The 20391-nt window shown below is 69.8% G+C and carries 21 protein-coding genes and 2 pseudogenes; 9 read left to right on the top strand and 14 right to left on the bottom strand.

Annotation, left to right across the window (positions count from 1 at the left end):
* Positions 1–193: 193 nt before the first annotated feature.
* From AB0958_RS25460 to AB0958_RS25450, 3 genes are read right to left on the bottom strand one after another with little or no spacing between them, the layout of a single operon-like run.
* Complete coding sequence (locus AB0958_RS25460; RefSeq protein WP_366892774.1) at positions 194–559, bottom strand: hypothetical protein; 366 nt, start codon at positions 557–559, stop codon at positions 194–196.
* Positions 559–1230, bottom strand: a complete 672-nt coding sequence (locus AB0958_RS25455) for a hypothetical protein (RefSeq protein ID WP_358980155.1) — start codon at positions 1228–1230, stop codon at positions 559–561. The genes AB0958_RS25460 and AB0958_RS25455 overlap by 1 nt, the downstream gene beginning before the upstream one ends.
* Positions 1221–1811 (bottom strand): sigma-70 family RNA polymerase sigma factor, encoded by a 591-nt coding sequence (locus AB0958_RS25450; protein ID WP_360514112.1) that lies wholly within the window; start codon positions 1809–1811, stop codon positions 1221–1223. Before AB0958_RS25450 ends, AB0958_RS25455 begins: the two co-directional genes overlap by 10 nt.
* Positions 1812–1968: 157 nt before the next feature.
* On the opposite strand from AB0958_RS25450, the gene AB0958_RS25445 reads away from it, so the two are divergent.
* The 7 genes and pseudogenes from AB0958_RS25445 (at position 1969) to AB0958_RS25415 (ending at position 6236) form a co-directional block, all read left to right on the top strand.
* Positions 1969–2457, top strand: a complete 489-nt coding sequence (locus AB0958_RS25445) for an Asp23/Gls24 family envelope stress response protein (RefSeq protein WP_358980230.1) — start codon at positions 1969–1971, stop codon at positions 2455–2457.
* An 84-nt stretch (positions 2458–2541) separates the two neighbouring features.
* On the top strand, positions 2542–2709 hold the full coding sequence (locus AB0958_RS25440; RefSeq protein WP_358980159.1) for a hypothetical protein: 168 nt from the start codon (positions 2542–2544) through the stop codon (positions 2707–2709).
* A complete protein-coding gene (locus tag AB0958_RS25435; RefSeq protein WP_358980160.1) occupies positions 2709–3113 on the top strand; it encodes an Asp23/Gls24 family envelope stress response protein in 405 nt (134 codons plus the stop codon). Before AB0958_RS25440 ends, AB0958_RS25435 begins: the two co-directional genes overlap by 1 nt.
* A gap of 112 nt (positions 3114–3225) precedes the next feature.
* On the top strand, positions 3226–3852 hold the full coding sequence (locus tag AB0958_RS25430; RefSeq protein WP_358980162.1) for a DUF6286 domain-containing protein: 627 nt from the start codon (positions 3226–3228) through the stop codon (positions 3850–3852).
* Positions 3853–3880: 28 nt separating this feature from the next.
* Entirely contained in the window at positions 3881–4489 is a 609-nt protein-coding gene (locus tag AB0958_RS25425; RefSeq protein ID WP_358980164.1) for an alkaline shock response membrane anchor protein AmaP, read from the top strand.
* An 86-nt stretch (positions 4490–4575) separates the two neighbouring features.
* Entirely contained in the window at positions 4576–4731 is a 156-nt protein-coding gene (locus tag AB0958_RS25420; protein WP_351495678.1) for a DUF6131 family protein, read from the top strand.
* A gap of 303 nt (positions 4732–5034) precedes the next feature.
* Positions 5035–6236: pseudogene (locus AB0958_RS25415) on the top strand (PP2C family protein-serine/threonine phosphatase).
* A 155-nt stretch (positions 6237–6391) separates the two neighbouring features.
* Here AB0958_RS25415 and AB0958_RS25410 read toward each other — a convergent pair.
* Both AB0958_RS25410 and AB0958_RS25405 read right to left on the bottom strand, forming a co-directional pair.
* Positions 6392–6553 carry a hypothetical protein gene (locus AB0958_RS25410; RefSeq protein WP_366892773.1) on the bottom strand — a complete coding sequence of 54 codons (162 nt, stop codon included), beginning with the start codon at positions 6551–6553 and terminating at the stop codon, positions 6392–6394.
* Between the two features lie 13 nt (positions 6554–6566).
* Positions 6567–7175 (bottom strand): DUF5994 family protein, encoded by a 609-nt coding sequence (locus tag AB0958_RS25405; RefSeq protein ID WP_360514117.1) that lies wholly within the window; start codon positions 7173–7175, stop codon positions 6567–6569.
* 289 nt (positions 7176–7464) lie between these two features.
* Between AB0958_RS25405 and AB0958_RS25400 the strand changes: the two genes are divergently transcribed.
* Complete coding sequence (locus AB0958_RS25400; protein WP_358980170.1) at positions 7465–8733, top strand: bifunctional GNAT family N-acetyltransferase/ATP-binding protein; 1269 nt, start codon at positions 7465–7467, stop codon at positions 8731–8733.
* Positions 8734–8771: 38 nt separating this feature from the next.
* Here the strand turns inward: AB0958_RS25400 and AB0958_RS25395 are convergent, their stop codons facing one another.
* From AB0958_RS25395 to AB0958_RS25375, 5 genes are all read right to left on the bottom strand, one after another.
* Positions 8772–9260 (bottom strand): DUF5994 family protein, encoded by a 489-nt coding sequence (locus tag AB0958_RS25395; RefSeq protein ID WP_366892771.1) that lies wholly within the window; start codon positions 9258–9260, stop codon positions 8772–8774.
* Between the two features lie 280 nt (positions 9261–9540).
* Complete coding sequence (locus tag AB0958_RS25390) at positions 9541–9813, bottom strand: hypothetical protein (RefSeq protein WP_143630835.1); 273 nt, start codon at positions 9811–9813, stop codon at positions 9541–9543.
* Positions 9814–10071: 258 nt separating this feature from the next.
* Positions 10072–10608, bottom strand: a complete 537-nt coding sequence (locus AB0958_RS25385; protein WP_366892770.1) for a DUF5994 family protein — start codon at positions 10606–10608, stop codon at positions 10072–10074.
* Positions 10609–10797: 189 nt separating this feature from the next.
* Positions 10798–11775, bottom strand: a complete 978-nt coding sequence (locus tag AB0958_RS25380; protein ID WP_358980173.1) for a magnesium transporter CorA family protein — start codon at positions 11773–11775, stop codon at positions 10798–10800.
* 63 nt (positions 11776–11838) lie between these two features.
* On the bottom strand, positions 11839–12300 hold the full coding sequence (locus tag AB0958_RS25375) for a DUF5994 family protein (protein ID WP_366892769.1): 462 nt from the start codon (positions 12298–12300) through the stop codon (positions 11839–11841).
* 296 nt (positions 12301–12596) lie between these two features.
* On the opposite strand from AB0958_RS25375, the gene AB0958_RS25370 reads away from it, so the two are divergent.
* Positions 12597–14303, top strand: a complete 1707-nt coding sequence (locus tag AB0958_RS25370) for a SpoIIE family protein phosphatase (RefSeq protein WP_358980175.1) — start codon at positions 12597–12599, stop codon at positions 14301–14303.
* 243 nt (positions 14304–14546) lie between these two features.
* Here AB0958_RS25370 and AB0958_RS25365 read toward each other — a convergent pair whose 3' ends face one another.
* The 4 genes and pseudogenes from AB0958_RS25365 to AB0958_RS25350 form a co-directional block, all read right to left on the bottom strand.
* Positions 14547–15356, bottom strand: a complete 810-nt coding sequence (locus AB0958_RS25365; protein WP_366892768.1) for a transposase — start codon at positions 15354–15356, stop codon at positions 14547–14549.
* Positions 15353–15583: pseudogene (locus AB0958_RS25360) on the bottom strand (RHS repeat-associated core domain-containing protein); the annotation flags it as partial. The pseudogene AB0958_RS25360 and the gene AB0958_RS25365, both read right to left, overlap by 4 nt.
* A 346-nt stretch (positions 15584–15929) precedes the next feature.
* Positions 15930–18941, bottom strand: coding sequence for a discoidin domain-containing protein (locus tag AB0958_RS25355; protein WP_366892767.1), 3012 nt, complete (start codon positions 18939–18941; stop codon positions 15930–15932).
* Complete coding sequence (locus tag AB0958_RS25350; protein ID WP_366892766.1) at positions 18881–20341, bottom strand: glycoside hydrolase family 32 protein; 1461 nt, start codon at positions 20339–20341, stop codon at positions 18881–18883. Before AB0958_RS25350 ends, AB0958_RS25355 begins: the two co-directional genes overlap by 61 nt.
* Positions 20342–20391 lie beyond the last annotated feature (50 nt).

Below are 20391 nucleotides of genomic sequence, written 5' to 3'. Positions count from 1 at the left end.
ACCCCGGGCCGGTCGTGGCCGACCCGGTTGTCGTGAATCGCCGAGAACGACCCGACGTGGAAGCCGGTGTACGGAAAGCTCTCGGTAATCACCAGGGTACTCCTTGTCGGGGCCCGGCGGACCGATGCGGAGCGATGGGTTGAACGAGAGCACGAAGGAGCGACGGTTCGCGGGGCTTGGCCCGCGCCGCCGCTCATGCCGCGTCGTGCCAGGCGGCAATACCGGTCACCGTGACCGCGACGGTGACCGGCTCCGCGACACCGTGGGTGGCGAGGTGGGTGATGAGGGCGGCGGTCACCCGGTCATGGACGTCTCGGGCGATGTCCAGCGCCCGCCGGCCCTCGACAAGGACGCAGCGCACCTCGATGTGCCATCCCGAACCGTCCGGCGCCCGGTCGGCGCGAATGCCGGCCTCGGGCGACGTGCTGTCCGCCCGGGTGGGCGCGGCGGCTGCCGCGAGGCGCAGGGCAAGGCGGGGTTGCAGGCCTGCCACGCCAGGGACCGCGAGGGCCGCCTCGGCCGCGACGCCGAGGAGCGCGGTGGTGCCGCTGACGGTCATCACGTGCCACCGCCCGTCGGGAGGCGGGGGCCGAGGGTCGGCCCCGGCTCCAGTACGTCGACCACGGCGATGTCGACGGCTGTCACCGTGAGCCCCAGGTCCTGTCCGGCAGCGTGGAGGACCGATCGGCGTACCTGGTGGACCCGGTCGGGCAGCGGGCGGTCGAGGGAGGCGGCCAGGGTCATGGTCACCCGTACGTCGGTGCCGTTGCCCCGGGGTACGAGTCGGCAGGTCGCGGCCCTGGCACCGGGGACCGTGTCCGCGGCCCGCCTCAGCACCTTCGCCGCGGCGCTCTCGGCGATCCGTAGGTCCAGGTGCGGGTCGGCCAGGGGCAGTATCCGCCCGAACCGGACCTCTGCCCTGACGACGTCCATGACCCGGTGGGCGAGTGCGTGCAGGCCCGGAGGGTCCTCGTCGCGCAGCGCCCGGGCGGCCGCGTTCACCGTGGCCAGTCCCTCGGCTGCCTCCCGGCAGTGCGGACAGGCCACCGGGTGCGGGCCCGCGGCCGGCGGTGCGTCCCGCCCCTGTTCCCAGACCTGGCTGAGCAGGCGGCCGCAGGGCAGTACCTCATCGCCTGCGAACGGGGGCACGTCGGCGGCGGCTGAGCCGTTGCGTGGCCCGCCGGCTCCGGGCGGTTCGGGAGGCCGCAGGTGCGGGTCATCTAGCGCCATGGGCCCATCGCCTCCTGCAGGGATCGGCGCGCCCTGAACAGTCTGCCGCGTACCGTCTGCTCGCCGGTACGCGTCACGTGCGCTATCTCCTTGTAGGGCAGGCCCTGCACCTCCCTCAGGATCCAGCAGACCCGCTGTCCGGCGTCCAGTTCGGCGAGTGCTCGGCGCAGGGCGGCCGTGGCCGCATCCTGCTCGGCGGTCCGGGCGGGCTGGCTCCACGCGTCGCCCGCCGCGGGTTCGGCGACGGTTTCCAGAGGGACGGGCGGCGGTCGGCGGTGTCGCATGGTCTGGCATCGGTTGACGGTGATCCGGTACATCCAGGTGTGGAACTCCGCGCCGTGCCGGTATTCCGGCAGGTGGCGCCAGGCGCTGATGAAGGCGTCCTGGACGGCCTCTTCAGCGTCCTGGGGGTTGCCCAGCATGCAGCGGGCCAGGGTCAGCAGGGACCGGCTGTGCCGCTGGACGAGAACGGCGAAGGAGTCCTCGTCCCCCTCGGCCGCCCGCACGGCCAGCAGTCGGTCCGGCAGGTCTCGTACCGACAGGTCGCGCTCCGGCGTTGGGGGAACATCGCTTTCGATCATGGCGCCCCCGTACAAGGTACCGGACCACCCGTGTACCCGACGGGGTGACATGTGATGCACGCCACATCCTTTGGATGTGAGGAATGTGGCGTCCGTAATGTCCAACGCTTCGAAGGGCGCCGCACCGGTGTCCGAGCGACCGATCGAGGCGACCGCCATGACGGACAACATCACCAGCGTCGGCGGGGGCCGGTCCGAAACGGGCGTGAGCCCGCTCACGGGCCGCACCGGGTCGGGGGCTCCGGCCGAGACACGGGGCAGGACCACCATCGCGGACGGGGTGGTGGCCAAGATCGCGGGCATGGCCGCCCGCGAGGTACCGGGCATCCACAGCCTGGGCGCGGGGATGGCCCGCGCGTTCGGCGCCATGCGGGAACGCGTCCCCGGCACAGGCAGCGGCGGAGTGGTCACCCGCGGCGTCAAGGTCGAGGTCGGGGAACGGCAGGCTGCGGTCGACCTGGACGTCGTCGTCGAGTACGGCGTCTCCATCGTCGACGTCGCGGGCGGCGTACGCATCAATGTCATCAGCGCCGTGGAGCGGATGACGGGCCTGGAGGTCGTGGAGGTGAACATCGCCGTCGACGACGTTCACCTGCCCGACGACGAACGGGAGCAGACCGAACCGGACGAGGGCCGCGTGAGGTGACCGCTGCCGGGACCACCGCCGTGTCCTCGGGCATGAGCGGAGGATCACGGTGAGAGGGACGCTCGTGAGACGGGTGAGTGCACGATGAACACAGCAACGACCGGACTCGCGGCCGGCATGGCCCTCGGCTTCGCCGGCTACTTCGGCGGCTTCTGGGCCTTTCTGCTGGTGCTGGTCCTGGGTACGGCGGGGCTGGTAGTAGGCCTCGTCGTGCAGGGCGACCTCGACGTCCGGTCAGGGAGGCGGCGGTGATGACCCGGCCCGGTGCCCCCGGTGGGTCGTCGGGCCCACCGGCGCCGGCCGCCGGCCTGCCGCCCCCGGCCGAGCGGGGTGCCACAGTCATCCCGGACAGGGTGGTCGCCCGTATCGCCGTCCAGGCCGCACGCGCGGCCCAGTCCCGGCGCGCCGCCGTACCGCCCGATCGGGGCGGACCCGCGGCGCCCCACGCCTCCGCCGCCGTCCGTACCGGATCGGTGCGTCTGCATCTGACCATGGACCTGCCCTACCCCACCGACATCCCCCGTGTCTGCGAGCGGATCCAGCAGGACGTCGCCGAGCGGGTCGCCCAGCTGACCGGGCTGCGGGTGGGAGAGGTACTCCTCACCGTCCGGCGGCTGGTGACCGCCGCCGACCCGAGCCGGGGGCGGGTCCGGTGAGCGGCCACGCGGCCCGGGTCACCGGGCACGCCGTGGAGGAAAGGCGATCGCGATGACGTCCGAGCCACATCCTCCGGGCAGCGGCTCCACGTCGTCCACGCACCGTGCCGCGGTGCCGCTCACGAAAGAGCCCGACCCTCCCGAACGCGACGTGTCCACCTCGGACCTCACGGCCGGTGAGCGCGACGGCGGCCACCGGACCCGTCGCAAGTGGTCCGGGCGCCGCATCACGGCGGCGTCGGTCGCCGCGGTGATTCTCGTGGCCGCGGTCGTGACGCTCGTCGACGTCATAGCCGTACGGGCGGGACGCCCGGCGGCGGCCTGGCGACGGCACCTGGCCGACGAACTGGCCACCCGCCCGGTGGACGACGTTTGGATGTTGACGGGAGCCGCCGTGGCCGCCGCCGTCGGCGTCTGGCTGATCGTCCTGGCCCTCACCCCCGGGGAGCACCGCTGGCTGCCCCTGCGCTCACCCGCCGGCTGCCCGCGCATGCGGGCTTTTCTGGACCGCGACGGCGCCGCCGTCCTGCTGCGCGACGCCGCCATGCGGGTCCCCGGCGTCGGCGCGGCGCACGTCCTGGTGCGCCGCCACCGCATCAAAGCCCGCGCGGACGTCCGCTTCCGCGACCCCCGGCGGGTGAAGGACGACCTCACCGCCGTCCTCGGCGAGGAACGCGACCGGCTGGCCCTCGCCCGTCCTCCCCGCATCGCCGTACGGGTGCGGCGACGCACCCGCTGACGCAAGACCCGCCGCACCGGAGCCCGCCATGACGCCGCGATCCGCACTCAACCGCACTCTGCTGGCCCTCGTCGGACTGGTCCTCCTCGGCGGTGGACTGCTCATCCTCTTCGCCGGACTCGACCTCTACCGGCGGCACGATCTGGCCCCGCCCGCCGGCTGGCCCCTGACCCGCCCGGCAGACGTCCTGCTCGGCTCCGCCGACCGGGTCCGCTGGAGCAGCCAGGGCTGGTGGTGGTGGCCCGCGGTCATCGCCGCCCTCGTCGTCGCGGCTCTGCTCGCCCTGTGCTGGCTGCTCGCCCAGCTGAGCCGACGTCGCCCCGGCTCCCTGCCCGTCGGCGGCACACCCCCGCAGGAGGGCGTCGAACTGCGCGACCGCGCACTCGGTGACGCGATCGCGACCGAGGCCGGTGCCCTGCCGGGAGTCGGCCATGCGGTCGTACACATCACCGGCCGACCGGCCCGCCACCGCACCCTCGTCAAGCTCACCCTCACCCCCGAGGGCACCCCCGGCGCCACTCTCGGTGCCCTGTGTGAAGGCCCGCTCCGCACCGCCCGGCGGTCCACCGGCGTTGCTGACATGCCCACCGAGGTCCGCCTGCAGGTCGCCCGCCACAAGCCACACCGGGTGGAGTAGGGAAGGGATCGACCGGTCCCACCTCAACGCGCTTTCAGTCCCTCGTAGTTCGCAGGGACTCAGCACTGTTTCCCGAAGGAGAGATCATGATCATCCTGGGCATCATTCTGCTCGTCGTCGGCTTCCTCACCGGGATATCCATCCTGTGGACCATCGGGATCATCCTGCTGGTCGTCGGAGCCATCCTGTGGATCCTCGGCGCGATGGGACACGCCGTCGCCGGTCGACGCCACTACTGGTAGTCGGGATGCTGCCCCACAGGCAGTGAGCCGGGCCGCGGGCAGGGCGGCCGACGGCGCGGACCCCTCGAAACGTTCGTGGCGCCGGAGAGGTCGATCCGGCAGAGGTCGCCGCCGGCGCCGACCGGACGCCGCGGCTCGGACACGGAGCGTACGAGCACACGGCCGACTCGATGGGAGTCGGTGGGTCGGCCCCCGCGATCCGGGCGGAAGTCCCACGCCGCCTCGGCCGGTGAGTCTCTGTCGGGAGTCGTATATACAGCGCCTTCGTGAAGATCCGCCGGAACGTCCCCCCGGGCCACGGCGATGACGGACCGTGAGCGACAGGAACCCGGGGAAGGCTCCGCCCGGTCGGAGCACTTCGGGGAGGAGTTTCCGGGAGTCCTGCTCGACCAGGGACACGAGTTGCCACCGCACCGGCTCGGTCCGCTCGCCGCACGGCAGTCGGCAGGCTCGACGGCCGCGAGACCTCGCTCTTCTTGCAGGACTACGGCCAGGTGTGGCTGGTCCCCCTGCCGGGTGACGGGCCGGCGTCTGGGGAACCCCGGCCGATCGACGGCTCCGACGTCGGCCGTGCCTTCCGGGAAGCGCGTCCCGTGGAGGTGCCGCAGGCCGACGGTGTGCGGATCTACCTGCCTCTGCTGGACGGTGGCGACCAGGTGGGCGTCATGGCCGTCACCCTGGACCGAATTCACGACGACGAGCGGCGGCTGCTGCGCCGACTCGCCTCGCTCGTGGCCGACATGCTGGTGACCAAGCACGGTTGCACCGATCTGTTCTTCCGGCTGCGCCGCAGAGAACCGATGAGTGTGGCGGCGGAGATCCAGTGGTCGCTGCTGCCACCGCTGGCGATGTTCACGCCCCGGGTCGAGCCGGCCGGAAGGCTGGAACCCGCCTACGACGTGGCCGGCGACAGCTTCGACTACGCCCTCAACGGCGATGTCCTGCATGTGGCCATGGTCGACGCGGTGGGCCACGGGCTGGATGCCGCCACGATGGCCATGGTGGTCATCGGAGCCTACCGGCATGCCCGGCGCATCAGCGTCGGCCTGTCGGAGATCTATGCGTTCATGGATCGGGCCGTCGCCGTGCAGTTCGGCCCCGACCACTTCGTGACCGCACAGATGATGCGGCTCGACACGGTCACGGGCAGGCTTCAGTGGGTCAACGCCGGACATCCCGCTCCTCTGCTGATCCGTGGACACCGTGTCGTACGACGGCTGCAGGGCCCGACGACGCTGCCCGTCGGCTTCGGCGGTCACGAGCCCCGGATCAGTGAAGTGACCCTTGAGCCCGGCGAGCGGATCATGTGCTTCACCGACGGACTGATCGAGGAGCGCGATGTCGGCGGTGAGGAATTCGGTGAGGAACAGCTCATCGACTGGGTGAACCGCCTTGGACCCCCGGCGCGGCAGATCCGGACGGTGGCGCGCAGCCTCTCCCACACGCTGCAACGGGCGCGGGGCCGGATCACGCCGGACGACGCGACGCTCCTGCTGATCGAATGACGCGGGGGCGCCACCGACCATCTCGCCCTCCTGGAGTGAGCCGGCAGCCGCACCACCGGGGACATGGCCGACGACACGCTGACCGTTACGCTCCCGCCGGTGTCTACGAACGTCCTACCGGCGGAGCCGGCTCCGCGATCCTCCTTGGAGCGGGTTCACTTCTCCGTGCGGTGCCATGGCGAGAACCGCCACCGCCGGGTACGGCCGGAGGCAAGGGTCTCCATGCGGTCATCGTGACTCGCGGTGAACAGCTGAATCACGATCACACCAAAGACGATCATCGCGAGGAGCACACTCACCGTCACCAGGGTGCCCATGTGTCTCACACTCCTACTGCCGGGCTGGCATGTGGCCGGTGACCGGTCCGTCAGGAGTACGCGACGCGGGGCGCCGCGCGTCGTGTCCGCCTTCGGCGTCCCAGACCGCCTCCCGGAGAGAGTCCGAGTCGGCCACTGCCGCTGCCTCTGCCTCCGCCGCTGCCCGCAAACGTTCGGCCTCACGCATCAGGCCGGTCGCCGTGAGGCTCCGCGACGGGTCGGTGGCCGTGGCCATGAGCCGGGCCGCGGTGGCCGGCGCTGTCTCCGGTGGGATCACCAGCAGGTTCCAACAGCCGAACGTGTAGGACAGCAGCAACAGCTTGTGCGGGTCTTGCCCGGCGGGCGACCAGCCGACGCGCACCATGTGGCCGTGCGCGGGCACTTCTCCCGGAATCACCGGCCAGAACGTGCGGCTCACCGCTATCCGGGTGATCCGCCCCCACAGCGGGTCGAGACGTTCGACGAGCGCCGGGAGCTGCTCCGTCAGGCTGCGCGAACGGGGCCACCAGGCACCGTCGATCAGGGCCGGAGGGGCGCCGACCGGCGCCAGCGTGAGTCGGAGCGGTGACGAAGAAGGGGCCTGGCCTCCGACTGCGGGTGTGAACGGAATGGTCGCGGTCATGGCGCGGACCCAACCCCGGGCCGGTCACGGCCGGCCCGGTTGTCATCACTCGCCGAGAACGACCCGGCGTGGAAGCCGGTGTACGAGATGCTCTCGGTAATCACAAGGATACTCCTCGCCGAGGCCCGGCGGACTGATGGGGAGCGACGGGCCGAACGGAACACGAGGCGTGACCCGACTGCGGCCCGAGCGATCCGTGCCACCAGGGAGGACTCGTGACCGTCGCCTGTCGCGCGTCCTGCGGGCATCGGCTGATGATGGGAGTACGGCCGAACACGCGGAGCTGGTCATGACGGGTTGGCGCGTCAGGGACTACACACAGGACGATCTCGAAGCGCTGATCCGTGTCGACATGGAGAGCGGCACCACCGAGGAGCCGCCGCTCTTCCCTCTCTCGGACGCCGTGACGGCCCTCCAGACCCGTCACCCGGCTGTGGTGGCCACGGCCGACGACGTGCTGATCGGCGCCGCGGTGAGCAGGGTGGAGGGCGAACGGGCATGGATCCTGCGCATCTGCCTGGCGCCCACCTGGCGGCAGCGCGGGCTAGGCAGTGCCCTGATCACCGCCCTTGAGCAACGGCTCTTCGCCGCCGGCGTCCGCGCGGTGCACGCCGCCCTGCCCGAGGGCGAGACCGGTGCCACCGCCCTGCGCAACTGCGACTTCGGCGCCCGCCCCGGGCTGGTCTTCTTCGAAAAGCGCGGGCCGGTGACCCCGCAGTCGGCCGGCACGCTGTCCTCGCTCGGAGCGGAGCTGCCACCGGGGGGACTGTGGCAGAAGGTCGCGGGCATGCAACGGGAGAAGCGGCTCATCGAGCGGCGCCTGGTCCTGCCGCTGGCCCATCCCGAACTGGCCGCCCAGCACGGAGTGGAACTGCCACGGGCGGTGATGCTGTTCGGCCCGCCCGGGACCGGCAAGAGCACGTTCACGCACGCGATCGCCAGCCGCCTGGGATGGCCCTTCCTCGAACTGTTCCCCGCCCGTCTGGCCGCCGAGTACGGCCTGGCGACCGGGCTCAACCGGCGCTTCGACGAGATCGCCCGGCTCGACCGCGTCCTCGTCTTCATCGACGAGGTCGAGGAGATCGCCGGCGAACGCGGCGGCGCGGACGCGACCGCTGTCGGCGTCGTCAACGAACTGCTCAAAGCGATCGTCCGGTTCCGTAGCCAGGACGGGCGGCTGCTCGTCTGCGCCACGAACAACGTCACCACGCTCGACTCCGCGTTCCTGCGCCACGGCCGCTTCGACTACGTCCTCCCGATCGGCCCTCCCGACCACACCGCCAGGACCGCACTGTGGGAGAGCTACCTGGCCCGAGCGGGGGCGCAGGCCGACAGCGCGGTACTCGCGTCCGCCAGCGAGGGGTTCACCCCCGCTGACATCGCCCATGCGGCGCGAACCGTCTCCCAGGCCCAGTTCGAGCTCACCTTCGACACCGGAACCCGGACCACCCCCACCACCGACGACTACCTGGACACGATCCGCGACACCAGGCCCACGGTCAGCGCCGCCATGGCTCAGGAATTCGCCCAGCAGACCGAGAAGTTCGCCCGCATCTAGGGTCCAGGCCGACGGGGAGTCGATCCGCGACGGACGTGTCAGGCCGGCGTAGACGGCGTGTCACCGCCCGTATCGATGAGGATCTGATGGGCCTCGGTGACGTTGTCGGCCCGTACGGCCCTGGTCATCGCGGCGCGTGCCGCGTCGGGCGACGTGCCCGGAGGGACCAGCATCAGGGAGAAATGGTCCCGGTCGCCCCGGGTGACGAGGACGGTGTCGTCACCGACCGGGAAGGAGTCGATGTGGACGACTCGGCCGTCGACCATCACCCGGGGCGGCAGTCCGTCCCAGGCGCTCCCGTCCAGACCGACCCGGGTGATGGGCCCGAGATGCTCGGTCAACGCGGAGATCAGCGAGGGGAGCTCGGCACCTATGTCCCGGGACCGCGGCCACCATGCGCCGTCCAGGATTCCCTCGCGCGCGTGCGTCGTCTCCAGCCTCAGCAGGGCCGTCCCCGGTCTCACGGGCCGGTGAACGGCGTCCGGCAGGAGCCGGGGGAGATGATCGGAGGTGTCCGAGTCGGCCATGATGTCCGCCCGTCGTAAAGGTCAGTGCCACCGCGGAGCATGCGACCGCGTACGACCCTGCTCCCTCACCGTACTCCGCACGACGCTCGCGCGAGCACCTCACCGCACGGCGCGGTCACGGAAACGGGCAACGGCTCCGGCGCATACCCGCCGGAGCCGCCCTTCCGGGTCATTGCACGTGAGCGTGCGCCGACCCGCTTTCCACGTTACGCCAAAGGGACTCATCCGACATGAAGATCCTTGCGAGGGTTCGCTTCGGTCCGAGAAGCGACGCGGCGGCTCAGCCACGTCCTTCCTCTTCCGTCTCCATCTGCCGGATCCCCTGGTGCGTCAGCGTGATCATCGCGGGCGTGTTGCCCCTCCCCCAGTCCACGACGACCCAGCCTTCGCCCGCCAGGTACATGCAGGCAGCGGCCATGTCCTGCTCAGGGATGCCGAGGTCGGTGCGGAGCTTCGCCCCGTCGACGCCCAGGAGGCGATCGCCCTCGGCGGCTTGGTACAGAGCCTGCATGATCCTCTCGCGGTACGTCTTCCGGTCTCGCAAAATCGCCATGACGCGCCTTCCTCTGCCGTCCGTCGGGCCGAAGTCGATGTCATTTGCGGCAGCCGTCGCGGTGGGGCGCATCGGAAGGCTCGCGCCCACCGTCGACCGACGGCGCCTCCGGGGCCGACGCCCGACCCCCGGCAGAACATCGCTGTAGTGGAAGGCAGCGATCCGTTCGTCGTGCTGACCGTTGAGCTGGTGGATCAGAACGACTCCGACGGCGATCAGGACGACCAGCACGGCCACGGCGACGACGAGCACGGGATCTCACCTCCGCCGACCGGCGGGCGAGGGCCCCGCCGAGCCGGTGGGCCGGGGCAGGGACGACGGTCGACCTGCTCCGCCGTCGGCCTCCCAGGCTTCCTCCCTGTTTCGTGCATCGATCCTGTCTGCCGCTTGCTCCCGGGCCGGGACATCGATGCCGTCGCCTGCCATCAGCTGCGCGGCGGCGTCAGCACCGGTTTCCGGCGGAATCACCAGCACGTCCCGGTGGCCGTCAGCGGAGAGGAGAGTGAGTCTGTGCGGATCCTGCTCCTCGGTGGACCAGTCCACCTGCACGGTGCGCCCGGCGTCGGACACCCAGTGCGGCAGGACGGGCCAGTAGGCCGGGTGCACGGTGACACCCGTGATACGACCCCAGAGATCGCCCAGCGCGGCCGTCAGGGTGGGCAGCTCACGGGTGAGGGCACGGGAGCGAGGCCACCACATTCCGTCCAGCCCGCCCGGCGCTGGGCTCAGGGACAGCCGGGCCGCCGGCGGCGGCGTGCGCCTGCTCGATGTCGTACGGTCAATGGTCACGGCCATGGCGCGGACCTGTCCCCGGGCTCGCGGGTGCGGCCCGGCGCTGTCGATCACCGGAAACGGCACCCGCAGCGGAGCCGGTGCGCGAAAAACTCCCGGTGCCTTCACACTACTCCGCTCACCGGCCCGAAAAGCCCGGGATGACCAGGCAGTTTCCCGCCTTCGGGACCTGGTCGCCGGTGCCGGTGCAGGTCAGAGCCAGTCCTTGCGCTTGAACGTCAGATACAGCAATGCGGACAGGAGCACGATGACGGCGGCGGAGGTGATGAATCCCGACTCGCGGCCGAAACCGGGATAGGGGAGGTTCTGGCCGTAGTAGCCGGTGATCGCGGTGGGAACGGCGATGATCGCGGCCCAGCTCGTCACCTTCTTCATGATCAGATTCATGCTGTTGGCCTGGACCGAGAGGTTCGTCTCCATGACCGAGGCCACCAGGTCCCGCAGTGATTCCGTCCACTCGGTCGCACGCAGCACGTGGTCGTAGACGTCCTGGTAGTACGGGACGAGAGGGTCGGTGATCAGGTGCAGGCCGGGGCGCATGAGCCCGTTGACCACCTCGCGCATCGGAAGCACGACGCGGCGCAGCCGGACGAGTGATTTGCGCAGTGCGAAGACCCGGCGCTGCACGGCTTCGATCTCACGGCGCCCGGCCGCGAAGAGCAGGCCCTCCAGCTCCTCGATGCTGTCGTCCAGTTGCTGGACGGCGGCGAAGTGTCCGTCCACGAGATGGTCGAGCAGACCGTGCAGCAGGAATCCGACGCCGTGGCCGGCCAGGTCCGGGCTCTCGTCCCAGCGGGCGACGACGTCCTCGATGTCGAGACCGTCGTCCTTGCGGACGGTGATCATGGCCTGGCCGGTGAGGAACACGGCGATCTCGCTGTACGTCAGCTGCGCACCGTCCGGGCTGACGGTCACGGCATAGGCGCTGAGGAACTCGTGGGTGCGATAGCGGTCGAGTTTCGGCCGCTGTCCACGCTGGGCGGCATCTTCCAGAGCCAGTTCGTGGATGCCGAACTCCTGACCGAGCATGGTGAGTTCAGCGGCTCCGGGCCGGTGCAGGTCCAGCCACAGGACCGACGCCGGATCAGCGAGATGCGCAGGGACGTCACCGACGGGAAAGTCCTCCAGGACCAGAGTGCCGTCGTGATACAGCCGGGTACGCGTCACCATGACCCGAGGCTAGTGTCTTATATCCCTTCCATGCCGTTTCGCCCCGATTGCCAGCGCGGAGGTTCATCGACAGCGGCCACCCTCCGGGGAGGATCTCACGACGTCAAAGCCCGGCGACATCCGCAGGCTCCGGCCGACGAGCACCAGGGTGCCGGTCCGAAGGCAGGAATGCGGGTACCCGGCTACGGCATAGGAGCGCCACTGCGGCGCGCCCGGGTCCTGGCAGTTATCAGCACCGCCCCAGCATGACGCACCGGCGCCGGCGGCGTACTCCAGAGCCCTGTCCCGGTGCCCGGCTGCAGTGATCCGGTGAAACGCAACTGCCGGAACAGCCCCGTCGGCTTGCCGGCGGGGCTGCGCCGCCTCACGGCTCCCCTTGAGGTGGCTGCTGACGCGGTCGCGCGAGCGCGGCCACCAGGCGCCGTCCAGCAGGGCCGTTGCGGAACCGGTGGGAGCGAGCGTGAGGCGAGGGACGGGGGCGAGCCCGCCTTCGGGTGAAGCCGGGCGGGAGATGGTCGCAGTCATGACGCGAACCCTGCCTCGGGCCGACCGGAACCGGCCCGGCGTATGGGATCACCGATAACGACACAGTGTTCGACCGGTGTTCGGAGGATCCTCGGTAACTCCGGCGTACTCCTGGGCCGTACGACTTGGACCGGCCGAGACGAGCCCGTTCCCTGCCGCTCGGGCATAGCGTTGATGCAGGTCGTACCGATCGTTGTCAACTCCGAGTCGTCGATCCGCTGGTGTGTCGGCCTGCCAACGCGTCCGCGGTTTCCGGCGAGGGTTTGCATGGCTGGAAAGGCGGCATGGTGGAGGACATGGGAGATGAGGGGCGGTGCCGGTCGGCGGCCGAGCCGGATTTCTGGGGGCAGGTCGTCCGACGGCTGGGCACAGCCCTCATCGTGGTGGACCCCACCGGACGGATTCTCGCGGCCAACCCGGCCGCCGAGCGCCTGCTGGGCCGTGCCGCCGCCGCCATGCGGGGCGAGGACGCACACGACCTGCTGCACCGGGACGCGGCCGGCGGCCCGGTGCCCCGGGAGCAGTGCCCACTACTGCGGTCCCTGGCCGAGAGAGCCGAGGCACGGGGGGAGGGTGAGATCTGGCTGCGCGGTGACGGCCGTCTGACCGCGATCTCCTGGTCCGCTTCCCCGCTGAAGGACGACAGCGCCTTCCAGGGCATGGCCGTGCTGTTGACCGACGCCGCCGGCGACCGCAGCACGCGCCGGGAGCGTGCGGCCTACACGCGGGCTCTGGAGGACCGCACCGAGCGGCTGACGCTGGTGGCGGAGATCACCGACGTGCTGGGTCAGACACTCGAGATCGACGAGGCCCTCGCCCGGCTGGGCCGCCTGCTGGTTCCCCGCCTGGCCGACTGGGCGGCGGTGGACCTGCGGGTCGGTACCGGACAGGTCCACCGTGTGGCGGTGACGGGCCCGGGGGGCCGCCACGCCGCGCAGGAGGACTGGCGCGAGCGCCTGCCCCAGACGGAGGTGGGAAGAGCCCACTCTCCGCTCGTCCAGGTATTGAACGGCGGTGATCCCGTCCTGCAGCGCGAAGCAGACGTCACCGAGCCGGCCGGCTCTGCCCTGGCCGCCGTCCACAGCGGCTTCCTGCGGGCGGTGGGCGCGACATCCGCCATCACCGTGCCGCTGGGCTCCGCCCGTCAGGTCGCCGGCGCCCTGACGCTGGTGCGCACCGACCCGGAGTCCCCCTTCGACACCGACGATCTGAAAGTGGTGGGCGACATCGGCCGCCGGGTCGGCCTGGTCATCGACAACGCCCGCCGGTTCGGCCGCCAGCGTGCCGTCGCCGAGGCCATGCAGCGCAACCTGCTCGCCCCGCTGCCCCAGCTCGGCCGCCTGCAACTGGCCGCCCGCTACCAGCCCGCCCCGGCCGGCTCCCAGGTCGGTGGCGACTGGTACGACGCCTTCGAGCTGAAGGACGGCACGCTCGCGCTGGTCATCGGCGACGTCGTGGGTCACGATCTCATCGCCGCGGCCGGCATGGCACAACTGCACGGCATCCTGCGGTCACTGGCCTGGGACCGCCCCGGCCCACCCGGTGCTGTCGTGGACCGCCTCGACGACGCCCTGCCCGCCATCACCACCGTCCCCATGGCCACCCTCGTCCTCGCCCTGCTCGAAGGCAGCCCGCACACCGGCCCATGGACGCTGCGGTGGACCAGCGCCGGGCATCCGCCGCCCCTCCTGCTGGCCCAGGACGGACAGGCGCAGTACCTCGAAGCCGGGCAGGGGCTCCTCCTCGGCGCCGGTTCGAGCACCGTCGGCAGCCGACCGAACGCCGCGCAGTCGCTGCCGCCGGGTTCCACCCTGCTGCTCTACACCGACGGCCTGATCGAAATCCCCGGCAGCGACCTCGACACCGGCCTCACCCGTCTGCGCCACCACGCCCTCGCCCTCGCCCACGAACCGCTCGACACTCTGTGCGATCAGCTACTCGGCCGCATGCCGCCCGGCAACACCGACGACGTGGCCCTGCTCGCCCTGCGGATGCCGTCCTGAACCGTGAACACTCCTCAAGGCGGTTGGATTTGCAGGAGCGAAGGGCGCCTCCCGCTTGGGTGCGGAGAGTCCCAGGGTGACAGGCTGGGCCTCGGCCGTCACAGCGGCGGCGCCCCCTCCTTGCTTCGGGTGCTCAGGAGGGGAGAAGCCGGGCGCAACGGTGCCCTCGACGGACGTTGCACGCACCTGTTTGAGAAGCCGCGTCGGACCGCACCGGCGAGGCTTCTCGTCGAACAGACGCCCCTATAACGAGGGGACGCCGGATATCGGTCTGACCAGGTTGAAGCCCTCTCGGGCGGCATACCGCTTGAGGCATCGGATGATCTCACGCCGGGTCTTGCCTTCCTGGGTGCGGCGTTTGAAGTACGCCTGGGTGCGCGGGTCGTGGCGCAGCCGGGTGAAGACGATGCGGTGCAGGGCGGCGTTCGCCTGACGGTCGCCGCCGTAGTTGAGCCGGCGCGTGCTCCGACGGCCCGAGGAGTATTCGACGGGGCTGACTCCGCAAAGGGCAGCAAAGGATGCCTCGGTGTTCAGTCGCTCGGGGTTGTCTCCCATGGTGATCAGCAAGGTGACTGCGCTGTCCGGGCTGATGCCCACCGGTACGAGTAGCTGTGGGGCGTGGTGTTCGACGAGCCGGGTCAGGCGTTGGTTCAGCTCATGGATCTGTCCGGTGAGCTGTTCGATGCGCTCGGCGAGCATGCGCAACGTCAGGTGGGTGGCCTGGGTCACCGCGTCCTCGTCTCCCCCACCATCGGGTGGGCTGAGGGTCGCGCAGGTGCGGAACAGCTCGGCATTGCCCAAGCTCGACAACCGTTCCCGCAGGGCGGGGTCGGCGATGACCAGGACGGCCTTGAGCTGGTTGATCGCCTGGGTACGGGCCTTGACCGCGGAGTCCTTGGCCGGCTTGAACAACCGGGCACTGTGCACCGGACCGTCGCCGGACTTGGCCCGGGCCCGGGCGCGACCGCTGAGTACAGCTCGAGCGGCGGCCTGAGCGTCGAGCGGGTCCGACTTCTCCATCAGCCGGCGGGCCGAGCGGTCCGGCCGGTTCACTTCGAAGACGGGTCGTTGTACCAGTCGTCGTAACCGGTGGGGTCGCTGCTGCTTGCGGGGTTGTCAGCGGCGTAGGTGTAGCCGCCCATCTGGTTTGGGTCGCCGGCCTGGAAGATCGGGTCGGGGGTGAGGAAGCGGCCCTGGGCTGGGTCGTAGTTACGGGCTCCGAGGAGGTCCAGGCCGGTGGTGGCGTCGGTGGGCTGGCCGAGGTAGCCGTGGTTCTCGTCGGTGGAGACCCATGCAGTGGGTTTGGTGCCGCGGGTGTTGCCGGCGCGGACGCCCGAGGGCCCGGCTGCATGCCCGGGCTGCGGAGACGAGTCGAACGTGCTGCACGGCTATCACCTGCGGACCGTGCGGCCCCGGCGACTTCTCCGGCCAGGGCGGCAGCAGCGGCTCGACCAGCCCCACAAGTACTCGTCCACAATCCATGGCCGAGTGCTCACACCGTCCCGAACGGCCAAATCGGCACTCGGTCACGCCGTCTGGGCACTTCAACAAGATCATGTCAGGTGCTCTTACGGCCGGAGCGACACCCTCGGCCAGGCCTGTCACTCCGGCCATGAGAACCCGAGATCATTTGTACACGGTGAATTCCGCGATCGACCACCAGTTACTCGCGACATCGCCGGCGTTGACGATCTTGATGTAGCGGGCCGTCTGGGTCGGGAAGGAGATCAGCTCGACTCGCTGGCCTTCCTCTATGGAAGATACCTTGGTCCAGTCGGTTCCGTTCGTGGAGACGTAGACGTCCGCGCTTCGCGCATAGTCGCCGGTGTTACTGCCGACATCCAGCAGGATCTTGTCGAACGTTTGGGTCTGCTGCATGTCGACCTGGATCCAGAGACCCTCGTACTGACCCCTTCCGGAGCTGTACCGGGTGCCGGAGTCGCCGTCCAGCATGTTCGCAGGACCGTCGTTGTACGGGCTTGTGTCGGAGGTCGTGGCGGTCCAGCCCGTGCGCGACAGCGCGGGCCCCAGGTCTATGACGTCGAACGAAGCTGAACCCGCGTTCGCTCCGCCGGCACCGTTCACCGAGACCTTGTACGTCCCCACTGCAAGACCGCTCGGCACGTACGCGCTGATGCTCGTGTCCGACCAGCTGTCGATTTCGGCGAAGAGCTTGCCGAAACGCACCGTACCCAGCCCCTGCGCGTCACCGAAGTGAGAGCCGCTGATCGTGAACTTGGCACGCGGTATGCCTTGCTTCGGCTTCAGGCTTCCGAAGACCGGTGCGGGGAAGCTGGACAGCTTCTGCGTGGTGAACATCGCCGACGTTCCGCTCGGCAGGGTGTAGGCGTACGAGCCGTCGGCGGACACCGGGAAGCTCCGGCTGCTAGCGGTGCCGTTGAACACCGCGGTGACCTGCTCCCCTTCCGGACTGGTCCAGGTCTTCAGCCGGAGGCCCTTGGGCACCGCTGTCGGGGCTGCGATCGAGCCGGTTCCACCCGAGGATCCGTATACGTTGATTTCGGCGATGCTCCACCAGAAACCGGATGCCGCGACACAGACGATGCGAATGTACCGTGCCGTCTGCTCCGGCAAGGTGACGGCTATCTTCCCTATGTTCCCGCTGCCGTTCGCGACCGCGCTGCCCCAGTCGGCCCCGTCGTCCGAGACATATATCTGGTACTTGGTGACGTAGTCGAAGGAGTTGCTTTCCCCGGTGGCGAAGACGATCTTGTTGAAGCTCGTCGGGCTCCCCAGGTCGACCTGGAACCAGGCGCCGCTGGTCGTCCCCTGGCCGAGACTCCACCGGCTGTTGATGTCGCCGTCGAGCGCGTTCGAGGCCGCGCCCCAGTCCGGGCTCGACGAGGCCGTGGCGGTCCACTTGCCACGGCTCAGTGACGTTCCGGGCGTCTTGATGGACGCTCCCATCGGCAGGGAGTACGTGAGCAGCTTGCTTCCGGTGCGGACGGCGTTCTGGTACTGCAGGAGTGCCGGGTCGTACGTGACCGTCATCGGCCCCGGCGACGACTTGAACGTGAAGTCATGGGTCGGGTCGGAGACATTGGTCGCCGCGGGGGTCCCGCCGCTGCGCACGCCCGTGTAGGTGAACGTGACGGCGTCGCCGGCGTTCAGGGTGTAGTCGAAGGACTGCGTCCCGTCCGCCACGCTGAAGTTCTTCGCGGCGCTGCCGGAGTTGTACGCGATGAGGACCTTCGAGCCGTCCGGGTTTTGGAACGCGACGCTCTCGATGCTTCCTTCCCCGAAGGTGTTCGAGTAGATGCGATGCGCTCCGGGCTTCACGAACCGGCTGGCGTGAGCGAGTGCGTAGTAGTCCACGTTGTAGGACACCTGCCCGCTGTCCGGATCGACCGTGACCAGTCCCCGGCACATGGGGATGCCGTTGGTGTCGCTGTTGAGCGGACCCAATTTGGGGTCGAGGGCGGTGTTCCAGAGCATCACGCCGTTGGCCCAGTTGCGCATGCCCTTGATGATCCACGTGCCGAGGGCGTCATTGAACGCCGTCTCGTCGTCACTCTGCCAGACGCCTCCGCTGGCCTCCGTGATGTAGGTTTCCTTGCCCGGAAAGTCGTTGTGGACCAAAGTCTGGTAGGTCGGGTTGCCGCTGTAGATGTGCCATCCGGTGCCGGCAGTGTACTGGGAGGCTGCGGGGTCGCTGAAGATCGTCTCGGGATACGAGGGCACATCCCAGTTGTGGTCCCAGGCCAGGATCTTCGTGGAGATGCGGTTGGCCGCGAACGCCTGGCCGATCTCCTGGATCACCGCGGATTCCTGGTAGGCGGACAGGAACATGCCGGGCCAACTGGGCGTGCCCATGGGCTCGTTCTGCGGTGTGATGTAGGAGATGGGCACACCGGCCTTGTCGTAAGCCTTGATGAACTTCACGAAGTAGTCGGCCAGCGTGGAAGCGTAGTCGCTCTTGAGGGTGCCGCCGATCATGGAGTCCGAGGTCTTCATCCAGCCTGGCGGGCTCCATGGGTTGGCCAGGATCTTGGCAGACGGGTTCTGTGCGAGAGCCTGCCGCAGGACCGGAATGATGTACTTCTCGTCGTGCCGGACCGAGAAGCCGGACAGCGTCGGGTCCGTCTGTCCCGCCGGCATGTCGTCGTAGGAGTAGTCGCCGGACGCGTTGAAGTCCGTGGCGCCCATCGGCGTGCGGATCAGGCTGAGGCTGATGCCCTTCGAGGGGTCGTACAGCTTCTGTACCAGCTTCGCCCGGTCAGCGGTGGGCAGCTTGTTGATGAGCCAGGCCGAAGAGTCGGTCATGGCCGCCCCGAAGCCCTGGATCCTCTGGTACTTGACGCTGTCGTCGACCTTGATCGTCAGCGGGTTGCCCGTGCTCTTCGTCCGGAAGAGCACATCGCTCTGGGCGACGACCCACTTCTTGGCTGATATGTCGGTCAGCCAGACCTGCACGGACGAACTACGCGACGAGGTGGCGGCGGAAGCGTTGCCGGAAACCTGGGTCCAGGCTGCGGCGACGCCGATTGCGGTGGTGAGGAACTGACGTCGTCCAAAACCATGCGAGCTCATTGAGGATCCTCCTTCAGACCTGTTCTTCAGTACTGCTCTGCGGCGCCGGCGGTCAGCGTCTTGACCACGAGCGGGTGCAGCTCCCACGCGTCGACCGCGTAGCGGAGGCGCGTGCCCGGTGCGGTGCGGACCTGAAGTCGCCACGGGCCCTGCCCTGTCGGGTAGAACCGCATCGTGAGGACCTGGCCGGTAGAGGTCAGGAAGACCTCGGCGATGGAGTGGTCGACGACCACGCGCAGGTCGACCGGCTGTCCGGTGGAGCAGGGCATCCGGTAGGCGCCGCCGTGGGCACGGGAGTCGAGGGAGGCGTGGTAGCGGTCGACGACCAGTTCGCCCGCGTCCGGATCGAGGCGGATGTCGAGGTACTCGGATCCGTCCGGGGTGGTGAGCAGTCGCAGGCCTGCGATCCCGGTCGGCTCCAGACGGGCTGTCAGGTCGAAGGCCCTTCCCACGCTGCCCAGTTCCACCGGTTGCGGGCCATGGGTCGCTCCCTCGGCCTGCACGGTGCGCTCGCCGCGCAGCGCGAGCAGCTCGGTGGCGGGCCGCTGGCGCAGGGTGCCGTCGGCGCCGACGTGGATCTCACGGGGCAGCGTGAGGACGCCGGCCCATCCACCGGCGACGGCCCAGGCTTGGTCGCGGGCTTCCCAGGACCAGCCCCACAACAGCCATTTGCCCCCAGGTGCACGCAGTAGGGCGGGTGCGTAGCAGTCCGGGCCGTGGTCCGCCCACACCGGTGCGCCGGCCTTGAAACGGCCGTCGTGCTCTTCGCCGATCAGGGCCGCGACGCGCTGCGGGCCAGTGGGTTCGGTCCAGGTGCTGAAGATGAGGGCGGCCTGTCCGCCGGCTGCCGGGAGGTACTGGGGGCATTCCCAGCCCTCGCCGGTGAGCTCAAGGGTGTCGCCGATGGGCTCCGGGTGGCGGGCGACGAAGGGCCCTCGGTAGGTCCAGGTCTCCAGATCGGGTGAGTCGTACAGGAGGGTGGCGGCGCGGCCGTCGGCGAGAGCGGCGCCGACCAGCATCCGCCAGTCGTCGACGTCCCGCCAGACGTACGGGTCGCGGTACATGGTGCAGTCCTCGGGCAGCTCGGGTATGAGCAGTTCGCCCCGCGGGCGGAAGGTCGTGCCGCCGTCGTGGGAGACGGCGCAGGTGACCGGCTGGTGCTGGGGGGAGCGCGCCACGAGGTGCGCGGAGTAGAAGGCGACGAGCCGGTCGCCGTCGGAGACGGCGTTGCCGGAGAAGCAGCCGTCGCCGTCCACGCCGCCGGGCGTGGGGGACAGGGCGATCGGCAACGGCTCCCAGCTCAGCAGGTCGGGACTGCGGAAGTGGCCCCAGTGCAGGTTCGCGTGTGTCGCGCCGTACGGGTTGTACTGGTAGGAGACGTGGTAGTAGCCGTCGTGGAAGACCAGCCCGTTGGGGTCGTTGACCCAGTTGCGGGGCGGGCGCAGATGCGCGACGGGGTAGTGCGGATCGAGGGGTGGAGTGGACACACGCGTGCCTTTCGGTATGTCAGGCAGGGCCCGCCGGACCGCCCCTGGGG

Source organism: Streptomyces sp. NPDC006655, assembly GCF_040703965.1.
Taxonomy (GTDB): Bacteria; Actinomycetota; Actinomycetes; order Streptomycetales; family Streptomycetaceae; genus Streptomyces.
This window is presented reverse-complemented; position numbering and strand designations above follow the sequence as displayed.